Below are 19,438 nucleotides of genomic sequence, written 5' to 3' on the forward strand. Positions count from 1 at the left end.
TCCGCAGACAAAATCACTGGCTGTTGTGTTTGTATAAATATTTCAACACGCTTTTTAAACCCGCATCAATTACCTGATACTGTTTTTTCCTTACTTACCTAACGGTGTTTTTCTTCAATAAGATTGGTCTTGCCTTCTTATCTCACTTTTTAATAAATATAAATAAGTTACGGTTCCCGTTGATCCAAAAAGGGTTAACGCTCTTTTTTGTCGAACTTGCTATTGATCAAGTTTAAAGGGATACGAAGTAAAATGAAGGAGAGTTAATCTTACGAACTGCAGGTTTAGGCCAAATACGGGGGGATAGACTTTGAATCAAAAGAATGAACGTATTGGAAGAGTCCAAGAAATCAATAGGTTTCCAGTGAAATCAGTTTTGGGGGAGTCTTTATCCTCTGCCCCAGTTGATAGTCGAGGTATACTCGGAGACCGTTTATGGGCAATTAAAAATGAGGATGGAAAATTTGGCAGTGGAAAGACTACACGGCGCTTTCAGCAGATGGAAGGCTTGTTTAACTTTAAAGCAAAATATGAGCGGGACACCCCCCTTATCACTATGCCCGATGGAACAGAATATCGAGGTGATCAGGAAAGGGTAAACAAGGCACTAAGTGAGCTGTTAGGGTTTCCAGTAATATTGGCAAAGGAAGAGTCAATATCACATTTTGATGAAGGGCCCATAAGTATCATCACAACCTCTGCGTTAAAAATGTTAAGTAAGGATTTAGCGGAAATAGCAGACTCTCGCCGATTTCGGGCAAACCTAGTAATCGAAACAGAAGCAACAGGGTATCTTGAGGATGAATGGGTGGATCAGCTAATTCAAGTAGGAGAAAGTGTTACCCTGAAAATTGTTGCCCCGCTTCAAAGGTGTATTATGGTAAACAATCCTCAAGAGGAACTAAAGCAGGATGCTCGTATATTGAAAACCTTGGCAACTCACCATGCTGCAATGTTTGGGGTTTGGGCAAAAGTTGAACGATGTGGTGAGATAAGAGTTGGGGATGAGGCAATATTACTTAAATAAAATGTGCTGAGTATTTGTTCTGCTAGAATAGTAATTCAATACTTTTGCTCCAAGAAATTTAACAGGAGGACATATAAATTGACCGAAACCAATATGAGGTGGATGACGAGACCAGGATTTTCGCCGTGATAGTGATGATGTTGTTAAAGAAGATTTTTTAAAGGTCTTTTAATCCCTGTTCATATGTTTTATAGTGTTAATGAAGATAAAAAGTAATAGGTGATGGAGTTCACCTTTAACCGCCTTTAGGCTAATGACTCCTGTCAGTTGTGAGGTAGCTGGCAGGAGTCTTTTTATATTGGACAAACTAAGAAAAAAGGGAGGGATAGGGTGGTTTATTTATTAGTTGGGGCTGCAGGATTTCTTGGAGCCTCTTTGAGGTACTCCATTGGTATTTTCCTCTTTCATGAGAGTGCGGTTTTTCCATTTGCTACTTTGATGGTTAATTTGCTGGGAAGTTTTCTTCTCGCTTGGCTTATGACGGGTCTGCTTGTGCGTTTTTCCTTGCCAGCCCATTTAAAAACAGCTCTGGGAACTGGTTTTGTTGGCTCCTTTACGACTTTTTCAACCTTAAGTGTTGAAACGGTAACACTCTTTCTCGATGGAAAGACAGCACTGGCAGTTTTGTATGTTGCAGCCAGCATTTTTGGCGGATTATGGATGAGCCGACTAGGATTCCGAGTCACGAAAGGAGAAGAAGCAGAATGAGTATGTTTCATTTTCTGATGGTGGGGATGGGCGGTTTCTTTGGAGCGATATGCCGGCTGTGGGTCAGTCAGGTTATAAATAAAAGGATTGTGTCGAGGTTCCCTGCAGCTACGCTTGTTATTAACTTAAGTGGTTCCCTTCTTCTTGGAATCATGGTGGGCTCAGGAATAGAAGGCAGTCTTTTTATGCTGATCGGCACTGGTTTTATGGGAGCTTTCACTACTTTTTCTACATTTAAGCTGGAAGCAATACAGCTCCATATGGATAAAAGGAAAAAAGAGCTCATTCTTTATAATGTATTGAGCTATGGCGGCGGAATACTCTTGGCTTTGCTGGGTATTGAACTGGGCAAGCTCTTCGGATGAAGAAAGGTTTTTCCAATGCGTTTTTTAGGGAATTTCGTATGATAACCTGTCTTATAGAATTATGTTATGATAACAAATAGCATCAAGGAGGTTATTCATATGTTCTGGGAAACTTACATGAAAGAAGATATATTGGTGGATCTGGGAATATCAATTGGGATTTTCCTGCTGTTTCTCCTTTTCCGGAAGCTTTTCACCAAATATATATTTACACTATTATTAAGGCTTAGCAGAAAAGCGCCAAATGACTTTTTCTCACATATTTTTGTTTCATTTCAAAAGCCGATTCAGTGGTTATTTATCATTATAGGAATCTATGTTTCTGTCGGTTATTTTCCTCACTTAAACCAGCATAATTCCTTGTTTTTAGATATTATTAGAGCGTCTGTTATCATTATGATTACCTGGGGCTTGTACAACATGGCAGCTGCATCATCTGCCCTTTTTACCAGTCTAAAGGTTAGGTATAATCTGGAAATTGATGATATTCTCATTCCATTTATCTCAAAGTCCTTGAGAGTTGTTATTGTGGCGATCAGTATAAGCGTGGTTGCCCAGGAATTTGATTATGATGTTAATGGCTTTGTTGCTGGACTTGGATTAGGCGGAGTCGCCATTGCTTTTGCTGCCAAGGATGTACTGGGCAATTTGTTTGGCGGATTTGTCATCATTACTGAAAAGCCGTTCACGATTGGCGATTGGATTATGACGCCAAGTGTGGAGGGAACAGTTGAAGATATTTCTTTTCGAAGCACCAGGGTAAGGACATTTGCCCAGGCGCTGGTCACAGTTCCTAATGCTACTTTAGCCAATGAATCGATTACAAACTGGAGCAAGATGGGGAAAAGGCAAATCAGCTTCAGATTGCGTGTTACTCATGATACAACGAAAGATCAAATGGCGAATGTGGTAGGGCAGATCGAGTATCTGTTAAAAAATCATCCCGATATACACCCGGAAACCATTCTTGTGACCTTTGACGACTACAAAGAAAATGGACTCGATATCTTCCTTTATTTCTTTACCAAAACGACAAATTGGGGAGAATTCCTGAAAATTAAGGAAGAAATTAATTTTGAGATCATGGACATTCTTGAAAATGAGCGTGTTTATGTAGCTATGCCAAGCAGGAAATTATATTTAGACCCTGATGGGGAAAATCAGCTGAATAAAGATTCCAGGGTAAGACAGGAATCGTGATATGAAAAAAAGGCGGACCGGTGAGTCCGCCTTTTTATTTTGAAAACAATGTATTCCACTGTTCGGCCTTGGCTAAAGCAAGAGTGTCCTCTTTAACTTCTCCCGGCTTTACTCCGCTTCCAATGATATAGTCAGCAAACTCCATGCCTACAAACTCGAAGATATATTGAAATTGCTGAACAAGGGGAAGTCCTTTTACTTTCGCGCTGCTGCCGCCTGTAATAACAACGTAAGCTTTCTTCTTTGCCAGCTCTTCTTTCAGGTTAAAGCGTTCATCCCTTAGATACTGTGACCAGCGATCAAAGAAATCCTTCATCGGACCGCTCATCCCATACCAATACAGAGGCGTGGCAAATAGAAAAACATCATGTGACAGCATATGCTGAATTAATTGCTCATAATCGTCTTTTACCGGTGAAAAACCGCCTGCTGCATGCCTCTTATCAATAATCGGTTCAATATGCATTTCAGACAGCTGAACAAGGGTATGTTCAGTGCCTTCTACTATTTTTTTTGCCAGGAATTCGGAGTTGCCATTTTCTCTTGTGCTTCCCAGCAGGGCCAAAACTTTCATAAAAAATCGCTCCTTCAACACTTTCATTTGTTAATGGATTTTACACAAAAAATTCCAAGAAAGCAAAGACCAGGTCTTTACATAAGTGCCCTCTAATCTTTACATTCTATTAATCTTCCATTTACACACTGTCACTATACTTTTAATTGTGGTTAAAAACAACAGGGAGGATTACTAGAATGAGATTAAAGAAATTGACAAAAAAAGCAATTCCGGTTCTTGCTGCTTCTGCAGTTGCGTTTGGAGGACTGATGGGTACAGTTCAGCATACAGAAGCAAAAGGGAACGAAGATAATAGAAAAATTAAGAATGTAATTTTCCTTATCGGTGATGGAATGGGAGTATCTTATACATCTGCATACCGTTATATGAAAGACGACCCAAGCACAAAGTTTGTTGAGCGTTCCGAGCTGGATAAATATTTGGTCGGCCAGCAAATGACTTACCCGGAAGATCCGGAACAAAATGTAACAGACTCCGCATCTGCAGCAACAGCAATGTCTGCAGGCATTAAAACTTATAACAATGCGATTGCCGTAGATAACGATGGATCAGAAGTGAAAACCGTTTTGGAAGCTGCAAAAGAGAAAGGAAAAGCAACAGGACTTGTGGCAACGTCTGAAATTACGCATGCGACTCCTGCATCATTCGGCTCCCATGACGAAAGCCGCAAGAATATGAATGCCATTGCGGATGATTACTATGATGAGCTTATCAATGGCGATCATAAGGTAGATGTACTTCTAGGCGGAGGTACAGATTTATTTGTCCGCAATGACAGAAATCTTACAGAAGAGTTTAAGAAGGATGGATTCAGCTATGTAACAGACCGGGACCAGTTATTTGCGGATGACAATGAGCAGGTTCTTGGTTTATTTGCAGAGCGCGGCTTGCCAAAAATGATTGACCGCACAGAAGACACTCCTTCATTGGAAGAAATGACGAGTTCTGCAATCCAGCGTTTGAACAAGGATAAAGACGGTTTCTTCCTGATGATAGAAGGCAGCCAGGTAGACTGGGCTGGCCATGATAATGATATAGTTGGGGCAATGAGCGAAATGGAAGACTTCGAAAAGGCATTCAAAGCAGCTATTGATTTTGCAAAAAAGGACAAGCATACCCTTGTTGTTGCAACTGCTGACCACTCAACTGGGGGCTATTCCATCGGTTCTGACGGCATCTATAATTGGTTCAGCGAGCCAATTAAAGCAGCAAAGCGTACACCTGACTTTATGGCAGCGGAAATTGTAAAAGGTGCAGATGCAGAAAAAACTTTGAACCAATATATCGACCTTGATCTAACTGGTGAAGAGATCCAATCTGTTAAAGATGCTGCCGAAACGAAGAATGTAACAGATATTGATAACGCGATTGAGGAAATCTTTAATGAGCGATCACATACTGGCTGGACAACTGGCGGCCATACTGGTGAAGACGTGCCGGTATATGCATTTGGCCCTTCAAGCGACCGCTTTGCAGGGCAAATCGAAAATACAGACCATGCTAAATTGATTTTTGAAATATTGAAGTCCAATGTAAAAGTTGAAGATAAATAATGTATCATCTCCCGCTGCTTTCAAGGAGCAGCGGGAACTTTTTACACCAATGGAAGGGGGATCATCATGAAAAAACTGATAACAATGATTGCTCTCTTATCGTTTGTTTTATTTGGATGCTCAAACGCGCCGGAACAGCCTTCTGATGTCAGTGCTGAAGCTCCGGAAAAAAGTGAAACTGTGAAAAATTATGCACCAAACCCTCAGGTTCCGGATGATCGGCAGTTGGAAAAAGCAGGACAGACTCACCTGGACGAAAAAGGTGAACTTACTTTGAAAAAAACAAAAAACGTTAATGGTATTCATAGTATCGGCCCAATTGAAATGAAAGTGACAGATGCAAAAGTAATGCATTTGAAGCCAGACTACAGCTTAGTGGATTATTTTCATACCCTGACGCATGACGAGGAATTTGATTTTGTTAAAGTCTTTGTTGAAATAAAGAACACTTCAGATCAAAAAGTGAACTTTGCCCCGGCAGCCATCCTTGAAACAAGTAAAGGTGAGCAAATCACCTGGGAAAAGGATATTTACCTTGATGGGCTAACAGAAGAAATTGGGCCAAACGAAACCAAAGCTGGCAATGTTGGCTTTATTATAGAAGAATCGGATTTGACAAATTTCGAAATCACCACCAGCGATGTGTTTAGTGCTGATGGGAAGAAGATTCAAGATGCGGAAAAGATTCAAATCGAATTTTAACGGACAAGGCTCCAGAGATGGGGTCTTTTTTGCTGGAAATTATATTTGCTGATCAGGGCCCTGGGTACAGTGCAGGAAATAAAAAAGGAAAACGTTATTTTATTCCTTTTGATGAAGTTTAATTGACAACCATCTTCCCCTGTATTAAAGTTAACTACGTTAATAGTTAAACAGTTGAACAGTTAAACGATAGAATAATTACTTTGTGAGGTGAATATATAAGTGAATGTGCCAAATATTAAGGATTTGGTCGACCGGTATATTGCCGTTTCTTTTTCCGTTGAGAAAAAGGCTGCGTCACTTGTGAAAAATCAAATAGGCAGCGATCTGACCAATGACCAGCATTTTACACTGAGGTACATAAATCAGGTGGGATCTTGTACTTCGTCAGAGCTTGCAGAAGTGTTTGACGTGAAAAAGAGCGCGATTACGGCGATGATCACGCGCATGTGGGAAAAAGGGCTGATTCAGCGAACACGAGATGAAAATGATCGCAGGGTTGTCTATCTGACTCTTACCGAAAAAGGGAATGAGTTGTACGTCAAAGCAGAAGAAAAGATTCATAACCTTGTAGAATCGCTGATAAACAGATTTGATCAGGCCGAAATCCAGCAGTTCATTGAAACCTTTGAAAAATTGGATAAAGTACTATCGCAGTCTAACGGGCAGTAAGGCTCCCGTTCTAGACTCAGGAGCAATCGAAGGAGTATGAGCGGGAGTCAAACTGCCCGTATAGGCCCGATTGGTTCAACTAACAATCAGTGGGGGGAGAGAACCCCCACTGATTGAAGTTTCACTTTATCAGAAAACAAAGCGGGGGATTAAAGAGTGTATTCAATTATTAAAAGAAAATGGCTTGTCATTGTCGTTTGGATCGCAGTGGTTGCCGGCTTGTTTATGGCAGCGCCAAACATGGCAGATCTGGTCCGTGACAAAGGGCAGATTACTGTGCCTGAAGAGTATTCATCCACACTTGCCGGGGATATCATGCAAGAAGTGCAGAAGCAGGAAGGCGGCGGGGATGAGACCCAGGTCGCACTTGTTTTTCATAATGATAAAAAGCTGACAGAAGAAGAAATCCAAGAAGCGGAGAAAGCTGTCCGAAAGCTTGAAGAAAAAAGCGGCGAAATGGGAATTACGGAAATTCTTACCCACTTTAATGAAGAAAGCTTGAAAGAACAGCTTGTTTCAGAGGATGGCAAGTCCATTCTGACTTCTGTCAATGTAAGCTGGAACGACCGTGAGCCAGCTGAGCTGAGTGAAGAGCTTTACTCAGCTATTGATGATGCAAAGGTAGATCATTATTATACGAGTGAATGGCTGATCAATGAAGATCTCATGAACAGTTCGCAGGAAGGACTGAAAAAGACGGAAGGAATCACAGTCGTCTTTATTCTGGTTGTTTTGCTGCTGGTATTCCGATCAGTGGTTGCGCCAATTATCCCGCTGCTGACAGTTGGATTTACCTATCTTGCCTCACAATCCATTGTGGCATTTTTAGTGGATAGACTGGATTTTCCAATTTCAAACTATACTCAGATTTTCCTTGTGGCGATTCTGTTTGGGATTGGAACAGACTATTGTATCCTTCTGCTAAGCCGCTTTAAAGAAGAACTTTCCTATAATGAAAGCACAGCGGATGCCATTGTGGCAACATACCGGAATGCGGGCCGCACAGTATTTTTCAGCGGCTTGGCTGTTATGATTGGCTTTGCTGCAATTGGCTTCTCGCAATTTATTCTTTATCAGTCAGCAGCAGCTGTGGCCATTGGTGTAGCAATATTATTAATTGCTTTATTTACCATTGTGCCATTCTTTATGGCGGTGCTGGGGCAGAAAATTTTCTGGCCTTCGAAAAAGAGTGCCGAGCATGGAGAAAGCAAGCTATGGGGTACAGTCGGGCGATTCTCTCTTGCGCGTCCATTCGTGGCATTGCTTATAGTGGCAGCCGTTTGTGTGCCGTTCCTGGTGACATATGACGGAGAACTTTCTTACAACTCCCTTGAGGAAATCGGAGGAGATGTTAATTCCATTAAAGCGTTTAATGCCATTGCTGACAGCTTTGGGCCAGGAGAATCCATGCCAACGCAAATCGTCTTGAAAAACGATGAGGAAATGGATTCCGCAGAATATGTAGGCCTGGCTGAAAAAATCAGCCGAGAGGTTGAAAAAGTAAATCTGGTGGATACAGTCCGATCTGTCACAAGACCAACTGGAGAGCCAATCGAAGACTTCTTTGTTGCCAAACAAGCTGAGACTCTTGAAGAAGGCCTTGGAGAAGGTAAGGACGGATTAAATAAAATTTCAGACGGCTTAAATGAAGCAAGCAGCGAACTGTCCAAATCAGAGCCTGAGCTGCAGAATGCCACAAAAGGCATCAACGATTTGATCTCTGGCACCAATGAAATCAAGTCCGGACTTGGTGAAATTCAGACGAACCTTGCAAAAATTGAAGATGGAATTCGCCGGGGGTCTGTGGGTTCAGATCAAATTAAAGATGGCTTGGAAAAATCCAAGGCTGGTGCCGAAGAGCTTCTTGCCGGATACCAGAAGCTGCTAGTTGGATATCAGTCAGCGGAACAGTTAATTCCTTCACTAATTGCAGGTTATAAAGAAATCCAGACGAATGTAAATCAGCTATCGGATGGCATCAAACAGGCGAATGATGCACTGTTTGGCTATGTTGAAACAAATGACCCAGCATTGGCCCAAGATCCCCAGTACCAAGCTATTAAAGGTCAGGTTGCAGGCCTGCAGCAGCAGCTTCCAAAGGTTTCCGAAGGGATTAATGCTGCTAATGGTGGCTTAACAAAGCTGCAGACTGGCTTGGCCGAAGCGAATAGAAACTTTGGAACTGCCATATCGGGCCAAAAAGAATTAGCTGCAGGCCTCCAGAAGCTAATAGACGGAATTGAAGCCCAGCAGGCTGGCCTCAATCAGCTTGCTGACGGGCAGGGGCAAATCGTCGATAATTTTCCGAAGCTGACAAATGGTTTAGCAGGAATCAATGGCGGGCAGGAACAGCTGCTCGCAGGATTCAGCGGTCTTGGCGGACAAATCAGCCAGCTGACAGATGGTCTTGGCCAGAGTGCAGATGGGCTGGAACAGGTGTCTGAAGGTCTCGGTTCGGCACAGGATTATCTGGCAGGTCTATCAAATTCGGAAAATATGGATGGTTTCTATCTGCCGCCTGAAGTTCTGGAGGATGAAGAGTTTGCCCAGGTGTTTGATGTCTATTTGTCGGAGGACCGAAAAGTCATGACAATGGATGTAGTGCTAGAAGCAAATCCTTATTCCAACGAAGCCATTAACCAGGTGGATGAAATTAAAGAAGCGGTGGAAAGAGCGACAAAAGGGACCAAGCTTGAAAATGCGGTTGTCGCAGTAGGAGGGATAACAAGTACGAATGCTGATTTGAGCACGATGTCAGATCAGGATTATTCCCGTACAGTTGTATTGATGCTGCTTGGTATTTCGATTATTCTTGTGTTCCTTTTCAGGTCTATTATCATGCCAATCTATTTAATTGGTTCATTGATTTTGACCTACTATACAAGTATGGCAATGAATGAAGCGATTTTTGTAAACCTGCTTGGATATTCGGGCATCAGCTGGGCGGTTCCATTCTTTGCATTCGTTATTTTGGTCGCACTTGGCGTTGATTATAGCATTTTCTTAATGGACCGCTTTAATGAATATCGTGACCTTTCAATTGCAGATGCAATGCTGTTGTCCATGAAAAAGATGGGCACAGTTATTATCTCAGCTGCTGTTATCCTTGGCGGAACATTCGCGGCCATGATGCCATCCGGGATGCTGTCGCTATTGCAGATCGCGTCTATCGTTCTGGTCGGATTAATGCTTTATGCACTGGTAGTGCTGCCGCTATTTATTCCGGTTATGGTCAAGAACTTCGGCCAGGCAAACTGGTGGCCGTTTAAAAGAAGTGCAAATTAATGTATGTCGAGACTGTCTTTAAGGCAGTCTCTTTTTGATGGAGAAAGAGTTTAATTCAAAAAGAAAAATAAAGCCCCAATCATAAAGCGATAGGGGCTCCTCCAAAATCTTACGGATTTGTCGACCACATGCCTGCTGTCTTCACAAACACCCGAGGGTTCAATTTCAGCTGTGCTACCATGAATTCTGCGAGGTCTTCCGGCTGCATAACCTTTTCCGGGTTGCCGTCTGTCAGGTTTGTTTCAATCGCAAGATCAGTGGCAACCGTGCTTGGAGTCAATGCGCTAACTCGAATATTATGCTTTCGAACCTCAAGCATCAGGGATTCTGTTAAGCCTAAAACGGCAAATTTGGATGCGCTGTATGCACTAGTGACAGGTGCGCCTTTTTGGCCGGCTGTGGATGCAATGTTGATAATGTCTCCGGACTTCTGTTCGATCATTTCAGGAAGAACGGCTCTTGTAACATTATAAACACCCATCAAGTTGACCTGGATGATGCTTTCCCACTCATCAGGAGATAGCTCCAGGAATCCTCCAAACTTGGCAATTCCGGCATTGTTGATCAGGATATCCACAGAGCCAAGGTCTGACTTAATATGCTCGACTGCATGAGTAACGGCTTCAAGGTCGGCAACATCGGCTGCAGCAGCAGATACATTCACATCGTACTGGCTAAGTTCATCCGCCATTTTTTCAAGATTTTCAATCGTGCGGCCAAGCAAACCAATATTGACGCCTTCTTTCGCAAGCGCGATAGCTGCTGCACGCCCGATCCCTCTGCCTGCTCCTGTGATTAGAGCTGTTTTGCCTTTTAATGTATGCATCGTTTTTCCTCCTTAAAAAAAATCATTCATATACTACCAGAAAGGCTGTAAATTTCCTAATAAATCGCTTGCGCAGCCGGGACATTTGAGGAAACTGCATCCCTTGTGATAAGATCATCTTCAATAAAAGGGGGAGTTCTAATGAAGCTCAGTGTTTTGGATCAATCTGTCGTGGCAAAAGGGGATACTGCAGCTGAAACTTTTCGTAAAACAGTCAAGCTTGCCCAAGTGGCAGAAGAGCTTGGCTACACCCGTTTTTGGGTGGCTGAGCATCATAATTCGAATGGAATGGCTGGCTCCTCACCGGAAATTCTTATCTCCCATATTGCATCAAGCACCAGCCGAATTAAGGTCGGTTCAGGCGGAATCCTTCTGCCGCAATACAGCCCTTATAAAATTGCCGAAAATTTTAATGTGCTCCAAACTCTATTTCCAGGACGAATCGATCTGGGCATTGGGAGGTCTCCCGGAGGATCCGCATCCACCCGGCTTGCCCTGACAGATGGAGTAAGGAAAAGTCTGAATGAGTTTCCGAGACAGCTTAGGGATTTGCAGGGGTTTTTGAACAAAGAGCTTCCAGAAGGCCATCCTTATCAGCAAGTAAAAGCTTTTCCGCAGGCTGAAGATCCTGCATTATTATGGCTTCTTGGAATCACGCATCGCGGAGCAAGACTGGCAGCAGAACATGGAGCTGCCTTTACGTATGGCCACTTTATCAATCCCGCCAATGGAAAGAGAGCAATGGATACATATTTCAGCCAATTCCAGCCTTCAGCAGCTTTGTCTGAGCCGAAAGCAAATGTGTGTATTTTTGTTGTATGCGCTGAGACACAGGAAGAGGCCGAGAAGCTGGCTTTGAGCCAGGATCTGTGGCTTCTGGCAGTTGAAAAAGGGAGAGATACGAGATTAATCCCAAGCATAGAAGCTGAAGGTATCCAGCTCACACATGTGGAAAAAGAAAAAATTACTGAAAACCGCCAACGGATGATAGTTGGTACCCCAGCAAAAATAAAAGAGGAATTGAAGCTGCTCAGCGAAATCTACGGAACAGATGAGTTTATGGTCATTACCAATATTCATGGCTTTCAAGACAAGCTAAATTCTTACAAACTGCTGGCCGAAGCTTTCGGCTTAGTTAAAAATTTGTAATTCACAAATCATCCGCGGATTGAGGATGATTTTTATTTTAGAGCTTCCCATATTTCAAAATGTGCATAACTAATTCATTGACTTTTTCAATTTTTCAGAAGTATCCACAATATAAGGTGTTTTTTGTCCGATTCATCCACATTAAGTGGATAATCCAAGGAAATAATAGAGTTATCCACATAGGTAATCTTGATCGAGACAAAAAATTATCCCCATACATTCGCGGTTTTTATTTATCCACATAAGTGATTGCCTGTCTTCCCATCTGTTCCCATCCGGCAATGAACTTGTCCTTTTGGTATTGGGTATTTTTCTCCTTAAGCGGATCATTTGCATAGATATGATCTTCATCATAGCCTGTGGCTAATACAGCATGCATTCGGTAGGTTATTTTGACCGGGCCATCTTTAGTTTCCCAGGTTTCCCATTCTGAATCAGGCAATACGTCGTAAGTGCTGGTGATGATCACCCAGACTGGTCTCCCGTCATCAAGCTGCTCGATTACTTTGTCGAACCCGCTGCCTGTCAGGTCTTCAATTTTTCCGGGCAAATGGCTTTCAGCCAGTTCTGCAACGGGTTCATGGTAGGCACCGAGTCCAGGTTCATCCAATGTCTGCATATTGCCAACAAAGCCTTTATGAATGTTTCCCCTATAGCCATCCATTTCGAAAGGAACACGGTTTATTTTTTCGGCTAATTCCATTTTACTGGTCTCTTCTCCTGCATGATTCAGGAGCATGGCAAGACTGGTTACTTCACATCCTCTTTCAAGCTCAGGCTTTTGCGAATAATGAGGGGCATCAATTAACACTTTGCCGTCCTCCTGCTCTGCGGATTCAGTTTCACTTTCCTGGCCGGGAATCCAGGATGGTGAAGAGCAGCCTGACAACAGAATGGATGCCAGTAAAATAGCTTTCTTCAAGATTCACACTCCTTTGTGAGATTTCGCTTGTCAAAATGATGGTATAAGACTATTTCCCCATGGTGTCGAGTCTTAATCCTCATTCAGCATTAAAAAAAGCCCGGTTTCCCGGACTTCAATGCAGCAGTTAATTAATTTCAGCTTTTCCGCTGGAGACAGAGATACGGATGTCATGTTCTCCAGATCGATGTTTGCCGGAAATATCATTTTTATCGCGTTTCTCATCATCCAATTCAATATTGCTGCTGATATGGCCGCTGCTTGCTTTGCCCTTTAAGGTGAAGCCCGCATCATCAGGCAAATCAAGACGGACAAAGCCTGAACTTGCTTCCACTTTAATTGAGTCAATCAGTTTGCCGACCATTATATCCAGCTGTCCCGACGATACTCCGGCATCAAGCTTGCCCTGGTAGTTGCGGATCTTTACTTTGCCGGAACTCATATCTATTTCTCCTGCACGGGTAGTTATATGATCTGCTTCCATCATCCCTGATGACCCTTCATGCTCAAATTCATCAGTCTTAATGTTGGCAAGGCTGACTTTGCCGGAGCTCATATGAACATCCAGACTCTCAAGCTCGAAAGGCTTGCTTTTAGATTCACCGGCAAAATTCAGACGGCCTGAACCAATGTCAATTGACATGGACTTATTGAAATCTTCAGGAATGTAAATCCTCAGATTGCTTTTATTATTGAAAAACTGAAAGCCGTCCAGCCATTTTCTTTTGTATTCTACACGAACTTCGTTTCCTGACTTATTTACGGTCACTTTCCCTTTACCGTCAAGCACTGCTCTAACATCATTTCTCTTTTCAGGAATAATGACTGTATCTGAACTTGATACATCTATGCTGATATGATCTGTCCTCTTGCTGAGAGAAGCTTCGGTACTGTTTCCTCCAGAACTGAGCCAGCTGTTTACGCCGGTAAAGAGCAAATAAGAACAGATTAAAATGATAAAAATGGCGAAAATCCTTTTCACTATGAACCCCTGCTTTCCTTCATAAATTTCTTAATTATATTTTATGTTAATCCCAATTCATGCACATTGAGCCCCAGCTTTAAATTCAGCTAAGACTTGAGGCGTACGGAATAAAGTATAACGTTTTTTTGTCCGGCGGGGATGCGCAAACTGGAATGTATTCAGAGCAGCAAAAGTTCTAGAGAGAAGCTCCGCTTATTTTAACTTTCTAAAAAGAATTTTCTTTTTACTGCTAATATCTTATTATAAAAGGAAAAAACAGGAGAATCTATGAAAACCACTACTGTCAATGGAAAAACAATTAATGGCGGTATGCCTGAGGTATGCGATAAAAAACTGGCTGCTGCTGAGCTGAAAATGATTAAATCGGATTTAAAGATTGTACAGATCTCAAAAGATCACGAGACTGCTGCAAAAGAATTAATACTGAATGGATTCCAGGAACGCTTCGGATTTATTGACCATTCGTTAAATTCTGATTTGAATTACCTTACAGAAACATATAACGGTGAGGGTATCCTTTTTCTGGCTGGTTTGATTGAAAATGAACTGGTGTGTACGGGTGCGATGACCAATGAAGGCAATGGGGAATGCAGGCTGCAGCGAATGTCTGTAAAAAAGGAATTCCGGGGTCAGGGCATTGCCAGTATGATGGTACGGCAACTGGAGGAACGCGCCAAAGCAGCCGGTTACAGAAAAGTTGTCCTCGAAACAAATATTGCCTGGAATAGTGCGGTAAACCTCTATAAACGCTGCGGATATAAGGAGTATAAACTGGAAGATGAGATGATTCATCTATCTAAAGAAATTTAGCGGATTTGCCTAATGGCAAGTCCGATTTTTATTAAAAGCATGCATATGAAGTGCAATGTTACATAATATATGTTATGATGTATTTATGTTACATTAAAAAAACGATAAAGACAGCGGAAGCGGCAAAAGATAATCTTATGCTGGAAACCAAGCTCGCGGCTCACTGTCACTTCTTTTCTAACAGCAGCTCTTCACCATGCTAAAGATCCGTCATGAACTGTTGTCATCACTTCTCCGGGCATTACACTGGCTAACATTAAATTCTGCCTTTTTCGTAAAGAACACAAGTCATTCTTCACTTTAAAAGAAATTGTTCAAAAGCAAGGCAAATTCTCCGTTGTAAAAAAGTCACTTAAGTCTGAACAAACTGAGACTTAATTTTGCATGATATTGTCTCCTTCATACAGCTTTACTGATTCATAAAAAGAATTCCTCAACAATAATAAAACATTTTTTATAACCTATATCCTTTAATTAAATCTAAATAAAGAAGGTGATTCGTATTGGCTGAATTTATTTGGCACACAGATGCACTTATCCTATTGGCTGCTATTCTGTTTATTACTGGAGTTATGACAACTAAATTTTCTGCACGGCTTGGCGTGCCGGCTCTTGTTCTCTTTATCGCGGTCGGGATGGGATTAGGGCAATTCATTTATTTTGATAATGCGAGAATTGCTCAGATGATTGGGGTTTTGGCCTTTATCATTATTTTGTTTGAAGGTGGACTGCAGACGAACTGGAAAACAGCTCGGACGGTCATTGCACCTTCCTTATCATTGGCAACCTTAGGTGTTGTGATTACCACTGGTCTTGTTGCTGTGGCTGCAAAGTTTATTCTTGGGGTGGATTGGACTGTCGCGGTGCTTTTTGGCGCGATTGTCGGATCGACTGATGCAGCTGCCGTTTTTGCTGTATTGAAAGGGCAAAATATAAAATCCAGGATTTCCGCAACATTGGAAGCCGAATCTGGCTCCAATGATCCTATGGCAGTATTCCTGACAGTTGCCATGATTGAGTTAATCATGACTCCCGGCTCCGGCATTTTCTCGCTTGTTGGTTCCTTCTTTATCCAAATGGGAGTGGGAGCAATAGCCGGTCTCCTGTTTGGCAAATTGGCAATATGGTCATTGAATAAAATTAACTTGGATTCAAGCGGGCTTTATCCTGTGTTTGCAACAGGATTTGCCATGCTGACATATGGAATAACAGCTTATCTGGGAGGCAGCGGCCTTCTTGCTGTATATGTGGCGGGTATTATGATAGGAAACGCAGACATTGCCTATCGCCACTCTGTTTTCCGTTTTACAGAAGGGTTTGCCTGGATGATGCAAATTGCGATGTTCGTTATTTTGGGTCTCCTGGTCTTCCCGAATGAGCTTTTCCAATCTGACATTTTGCTAAAAGGACTGGCTCTTTCAGCTCTTCTTATATTTGTTGCCAGACCTGCTGCTGTGTTCTTAACCACCATCAAGATGGGCTTCTCAATGAAGGAATTGATCTTCTTATCTTGGGCAGGATTAAAAGGAGCTGTGCCAATCGTGCTGGCCACTTTCCCGCTGCTATCCGGTGTGGAAGGAAGTCACGAAATTTTCAATGTTGTCTTCTTCGTTGTCCTGACAAGCGCTCTTATCCAGGGGTCAACGATTACATTGTTAGCCGAAAAGCTCGGTCTTACTGGGCCTGAGAAGGCTACTCCCATGCATTCCCTGGAATTGGTTTCCCTTGGAAAAGCAGATGCTGAAATGATTGAATTCGAAATAGAAGATGATGCATTCATTATCGGGCAAAATCTGATGGAGATCCCGTTTCCTGAAGGCGCACTCGTCAATGCAATCATTCGTAAAGATGAGTTAATTACTCCGACAGGCAACACCCAAATTGAGCAGGGAGATTTTCTTTACATCCTTACTAAGAGAAAATATAAAAGAGAGCTTAAGCTGCTGCTGAAAAAGAAAAAACCAGCTGAAACTCTGGTAGAAGCAGAGGCGTAGTCAAATAAGGAACCAGTGTGGAGAAAGATCTGCACTGGTTTTTTTGCAATTTCACGGATATTTGTGTTTTTTCGCGGATAAACCAAGTAAAATCGCGGATAAAATCAAAATATCGCGATTATCTTCTGTTTTTCGCGAAAAAATTTCATGGGCATCAACTAATGTCCAAAGTATTGGACATCCTGCCGTCTGAAATGCTACCATAATAATAGTTTCAGCCCAAAAGGTGATAGGATGAAAAATAAAATAAAGGAAATACGAAAAAAGCTGGGAATAACACAGAAAAGGCTCGCTCAAGAATGCAGTGTGGCCAGGCAGACAATCAATTGCATAGAAAATAATAAATATGATCCCACACTGGAGCTCGCTTTTAAAATTTCTAAAACATTAAAAGTAAAGGTAGATGAATTGTTTATTTATGAGTAAATTTAATGCTGATACAATCATTACTATGAAAGATATTGTGCGGGAAGGGGATCCGATCCTGCGGGAGGTAACAAAAGAAGTCACAGTGCCTTTGACTGAAGAAGATCGCGGAACGCTGATTGCGATGATGCAATATTTGAAGAACAGCCAGGACCCTGCCATTGCAAAGAAATATGGCTTACGTCCGGGCATTGGGCTATCTGCCAACCAAATCGGCCTTAACAAACGCATGTTTACCGCCTATTTTACCAATGAAAAAGCTGAGCCTCAGGAGTATTTCGTAATTAACCCGAAAATCATCAGCCACTCTGTCGGTGTCATTTTCCTGCCGGAGGGAGAGGGCTGCCTGTCAGTAGACCGTGACGTAAAAGGGTATGTGCCCCGTTATGAGCGCATTAAGGTAAAAGCCCATAATCTTGAAGGCGAAGAAGTGACACTCCGATTCAAGGGGATTCCGGCCATCATTATGCAGCATGAAATCGACCATCTGAACGGAATAATGTTTTATGATCGAATTAATAGAAATGATCCGTTCAGAGTTCCGGAAAACTCGGTTATGGAGAACTTTTAGAAGCATAGACCATGGGTTTATGCTTTTTGTTTTGTGGGAACAGGATGTGGTAAATAATTTATAACCGATTATAACAAACTATAACAAAAGGAGGATTAGGCAAATGGATGATAAAACTGCTGAAACCAATATCAAGCTTAATGAAAAGCTTGAGGATCAGACTGTTCACTTCCAAACGAACAGCAAGACAGAAACAGAGGATGCTAATCTAAAATTGCAAGAAGCTATGAATAATCGTGATCAGACACAAAACATGGCTCCAACCTATCTTTATAACAACACGCCTGCAATTAAAATTTCAGGAGATGACGAATAGAAACCGGCTTTGATAAGGAAGCCGGTTTTCTCTTAAAAGATTAAAAGTATAACTTTGAACTTCGATAACTGTCTAGCTCCAGGCGCCATAGGCTCTCGGGTCTAAGCCAATCCGTCCAAAAGGTTAAAGAACAACCTTTCAGCCGGCTTGTCTTATGCTTGAGGCCCGCAGGATGCGGGTCATGCAGACGTTGCCACAGGACGTGGCGGTTTTAGTCTGCGTTCCTAGGTAGGCGGGCGCCTTGCGCTTTTCTTAATCCAAATCAGTCTTATCCTTTTGATCTTTATTCCTCTTATTGCCCTTGCTGTTATCTCCGCTGATGGCTGATTGATTTCCTCTTGGTGAGTTTTGATTATTACTGCCTTTATTGAACTTTTTTGTCATAGCGATTCTCCTTTCTTATAAATGCTTCCTTATTTTTTCTAAAGCGCCCCTTTTTTATCCGGACCGGCCTTCATCTTTCCTTTATGAATGGCATATACATCTAAAAGGATTATAATGGGGGGATCTAAATGAATGAGATAGGATTGACACCTTGGGAGGAGCATGCCTTTTGGCTGGAGATTCTTGAAGACCATGCAATTTTTGTCAGGGACAATCTTTCTCCAACAGAAAGCAAGTATGTAAAAAGAGCGGATGAATACAGACAAGCCTTCCGTAACCTTAGAAATAGGCTTAATCAGTTATCTCCATCTTCAGAAGCAAACACACAGGGGGCAATCGCCATGGCCATGGAGATATGGCCAATTGCAAACGGCTATTTTCAATTTGAAGGAAAGCTTCAGAATCTGAGAATCAATAATTTAATCAATCTTAATCTCTCGCCAACATATTTTAACGGCACATTAAGTGAAAATGAGGAATATCTGCGCTTGCTGTCCTATTATGTAAAAGGGCTTATACCACAGCCGCAATCCCTATTTGATTTGCTGGATTTGTGGCTTGAGGATCAGCTGGGGCACATCATTCTTCTGAGAAATTCAATCGATCCCATTGAGGTATTTGTAAATGAACAGGCAGAAATTTATACCCGGATTTTTCAGGGTTTCCTGGTGCAGAACCGACATATGAAAGGATATCTCCGGTTTACGCAGCCAGGATTTCCGCGGCAGCAGGAAATGGCCAGGGATGTAGGGCTGGCTGTGATTGAAATGAATGAATACATTAAGGGGATAGTCCAGAAATACGCCGGCAAAAGGATTCTCAATAAGACAACCCTGAGGTTTCTCGAACATCATTTCCCTGAAGCCTGCTATTTAATTAAAAAGCTCAGCTACTATGCACCTGAACTGGCGGAAGAAGCTTCTAAATGTTCTTTGAAAAAACCATCTTATACTTAGTATCCTAAGC

At 42.2% G+C, this 19,438-nt stretch carries 20 protein-coding genes and 1 riboswitch; of the genes, 15 read left to right on the forward strand and 5 right to left on the reverse strand.

Annotated features, from left to right (window positions below):
* The first annotated feature begins 310 nt into the window (after nucleotides 1-310).
* The 4 genes from MKY20_RS06805 to MKY20_RS06820 all read left to right on the forward strand — a co-directional run bounded on the left by MKY20_RS06805 (nucleotide 311) and on the right by MKY20_RS06820 (nucleotide 3,300).
* The gene (locus MKY20_RS06805; protein WP_251175548.1) at nucleotides 311-1,027 is read left to right on the forward strand and encodes an MOSC domain-containing protein; all 717 of its coding nucleotides are present in this window, start codon (nucleotides 311-313) and stop codon (nucleotides 1,025-1,027) included.
* Between the two features lie 209 nt (nucleotides 1,028-1,236).
* Nucleotides 1,237-1,297: riboswitch (Fluoride riboswitch) on the forward strand.
* A 60-nt stretch (nucleotides 1,298-1,357) separates the two neighbouring features.
* Complete coding sequence (locus tag MKY20_RS06810; RefSeq protein WP_192907863.1) at nucleotides 1,358-1,735, forward strand: fluoride efflux transporter FluC; 378 nt, start codon at nucleotides 1,358-1,360, stop codon at nucleotides 1,733-1,735.
* Nucleotides 1,732-2,100 (forward strand): fluoride efflux transporter CrcB, encoded by a 369-nt coding sequence (gene crcB / locus MKY20_RS06815; RefSeq protein WP_192907862.1) that lies wholly within the window; start codon nucleotides 1,732-1,734, stop codon nucleotides 2,098-2,100. The genes MKY20_RS06810 and crcB overlap by 4 nt, the downstream gene beginning before the upstream one ends.
* A 99-nt stretch (nucleotides 2,101-2,199) precedes the next feature.
* Nucleotides 2,200-3,300, forward strand: coding sequence for a mechanosensitive ion channel family protein (locus MKY20_RS06820; RefSeq protein ID WP_192907861.1), 1,101 nt, complete (start codon nucleotides 2,200-2,202; stop codon nucleotides 3,298-3,300).
* 34 nt (nucleotides 3,301-3,334) lie between these two features.
* On the opposite strand, the gene MKY20_RS06825 is transcribed toward MKY20_RS06820, so the two are convergent.
* Nucleotides 3,335-3,874 (reverse strand): flavodoxin family protein, encoded by a 540-nt coding sequence (locus tag MKY20_RS06825; RefSeq protein ID WP_009331802.1) that lies wholly within the window; start codon nucleotides 3,872-3,874, stop codon nucleotides 3,335-3,337.
* A 179-nt stretch (nucleotides 3,875-4,053) separates the two neighbouring features.
* On the opposite strand from MKY20_RS06825, the gene MKY20_RS06830 reads away from it, so the two are divergent.
* The 4 genes from MKY20_RS06830 (at nucleotide 4,054) to MKY20_RS06845 (ending at nucleotide 10,089) form a co-directional block, all read left to right on the forward strand.
* Complete coding sequence (locus MKY20_RS06830) at nucleotides 4,054-5,430, forward strand: alkaline phosphatase (RefSeq protein ID WP_192907859.1); 1,377 nt, start codon at nucleotides 4,054-4,056, stop codon at nucleotides 5,428-5,430.
* A 66-nt stretch (nucleotides 5,431-5,496) separates the two neighbouring features.
* Nucleotides 5,497-6,132 carry a DUF4352 domain-containing protein gene (locus MKY20_RS06835; protein WP_251175549.1) on the forward strand — a complete coding sequence of 212 codons (636 nt, stop codon included), beginning with the start codon at nucleotides 5,497-5,499 and terminating at the stop codon, nucleotides 6,130-6,132.
* Between the two features lie 222 nt (nucleotides 6,133-6,354).
* The gene (locus MKY20_RS06840; protein WP_009331792.1) at nucleotides 6,355-6,804 is read left to right on the forward strand and encodes a MarR family winged helix-turn-helix transcriptional regulator; all 450 of its coding nucleotides are present in this window, start codon (nucleotides 6,355-6,357) and stop codon (nucleotides 6,802-6,804) included.
* 156 nt (nucleotides 6,805-6,960) lie between these two features.
* The gene (locus MKY20_RS06845; protein WP_251175550.1) at nucleotides 6,961-10,089 is read left to right on the forward strand and encodes an MMPL family transporter; all 3,129 of its coding nucleotides are present in this window, start codon (nucleotides 6,961-6,963) and stop codon (nucleotides 10,087-10,089) included.
* A gap of 109 nt (nucleotides 10,090-10,198) precedes the next feature.
* Here MKY20_RS06845 and MKY20_RS06850 read toward each other — a convergent pair whose 3' ends face one another.
* Entirely contained in the window at nucleotides 10,199-10,915 is a 717-nt protein-coding gene (locus MKY20_RS06850) for a 3-ketoacyl-ACP reductase (RefSeq protein WP_009331790.1), read from the reverse strand.
* 141 nt (nucleotides 10,916-11,056) lie between these two features.
* On the opposite strand from MKY20_RS06850, the gene MKY20_RS06855 reads away from it, so the two are divergent.
* On the forward strand, nucleotides 11,057-12,064 hold the full coding sequence (locus MKY20_RS06855; protein WP_071156648.1) for an LLM class flavin-dependent oxidoreductase: 1,008 nt from the start codon (nucleotides 11,057-11,059) through the stop codon (nucleotides 12,062-12,064).
* A 229-nt stretch (nucleotides 12,065-12,293) separates the two neighbouring features.
* On the opposite strand, the gene MKY20_RS06860 is transcribed toward MKY20_RS06855, so the two are convergent.
* Nucleotides 12,294-12,986, reverse strand: a complete 693-nt coding sequence (locus MKY20_RS06860) for a C39 family peptidase (protein ID WP_251175552.1) — start codon at nucleotides 12,984-12,986, stop codon at nucleotides 12,294-12,296.
* 127 nt (nucleotides 12,987-13,113) lie between these two features.
* Nucleotides 13,114-13,968 carry a LiaG family protein gene (liaG, locus tag MKY20_RS06865; RefSeq protein WP_251175553.1) on the reverse strand — a complete coding sequence of 285 codons (855 nt, stop codon included), beginning with the start codon at nucleotides 13,966-13,968 and terminating at the stop codon, nucleotides 13,114-13,116.
* A 270-nt stretch (nucleotides 13,969-14,238) separates the two neighbouring features.
* Between liaG and MKY20_RS06870 the strand changes: the two genes are divergently transcribed.
* The 5 genes from MKY20_RS06870 (at nucleotide 14,239) to MKY20_RS06890 (ending at nucleotide 18,088) form a co-directional block, all read left to right on the forward strand.
* The gene (locus tag MKY20_RS06870) at nucleotides 14,239-14,781 is read left to right on the forward strand and encodes a GNAT family N-acetyltransferase (protein WP_251175554.1); all 543 of its coding nucleotides are present in this window, start codon (nucleotides 14,239-14,241) and stop codon (nucleotides 14,779-14,781) included.
* A 503-nt stretch (nucleotides 14,782-15,284) separates the two neighbouring features.
* Entirely contained in the window at nucleotides 15,285-16,775 is a 1,491-nt protein-coding gene (locus MKY20_RS06875; RefSeq protein WP_251175555.1) for a potassium/proton antiporter, read from the forward strand.
* A 234-nt stretch (nucleotides 16,776-17,009) separates the two neighbouring features.
* Nucleotides 17,010-17,201: a helix-turn-helix transcriptional regulator gene (locus MKY20_RS06880; RefSeq protein WP_009331775.1), complete on the forward strand. Its 192-nt coding sequence runs from the start codon at nucleotides 17,010-17,012 to the stop codon at nucleotides 17,199-17,201.
* The gene (gene def, locus MKY20_RS06885; protein ID WP_019383279.1) at nucleotides 17,194-17,772 is read left to right on the forward strand and encodes a peptide deformylase; all 579 of its coding nucleotides are present in this window, start codon (nucleotides 17,194-17,196) and stop codon (nucleotides 17,770-17,772) included. Before MKY20_RS06880 ends, def begins: the two co-directional genes overlap by 8 nt.
* Nucleotides 17,773-17,875: 103 nt before the next feature.
* Complete coding sequence (locus tag MKY20_RS06890) at nucleotides 17,876-18,088, forward strand: hypothetical protein (protein ID WP_071156650.1); 213 nt, start codon at nucleotides 17,876-17,878, stop codon at nucleotides 18,086-18,088.
* A gap of 252 nt (nucleotides 18,089-18,340) precedes the next feature.
* Here MKY20_RS06890 and MKY20_RS06895 read toward each other — a convergent pair whose 3' ends face one another.
* Nucleotides 18,341-18,472, reverse strand: a complete 132-nt coding sequence (locus MKY20_RS06895) for a hypothetical protein (protein ID WP_019383278.1) — start codon at nucleotides 18,470-18,472, stop codon at nucleotides 18,341-18,343.
* Between the two features lie 128 nt (nucleotides 18,473-18,600).
* Here MKY20_RS06895 and MKY20_RS06900 point away from each other — a divergent pair, with 128 nt between their 5' ends.
* Nucleotides 18,601-19,428 carry a DUF2935 domain-containing protein gene (locus tag MKY20_RS06900; RefSeq protein WP_009331772.1) on the forward strand — a complete coding sequence of 276 codons (828 nt, stop codon included), beginning with the start codon at nucleotides 18,601-18,603 and terminating at the stop codon, nucleotides 19,426-19,428.
* Nucleotides 19,429-19,438: the final 10 nt, after the last annotated feature.

Origin of the sequence: Cytobacillus sp. FSL W8-0315 (assembly GCF_038002905.1) — a bacterium.
Lineage (GTDB): Bacteria > Bacillota > Bacilli > Bacillales > Cytobacillaceae > Cytobacillus > Cytobacillus pseudoceanisediminis.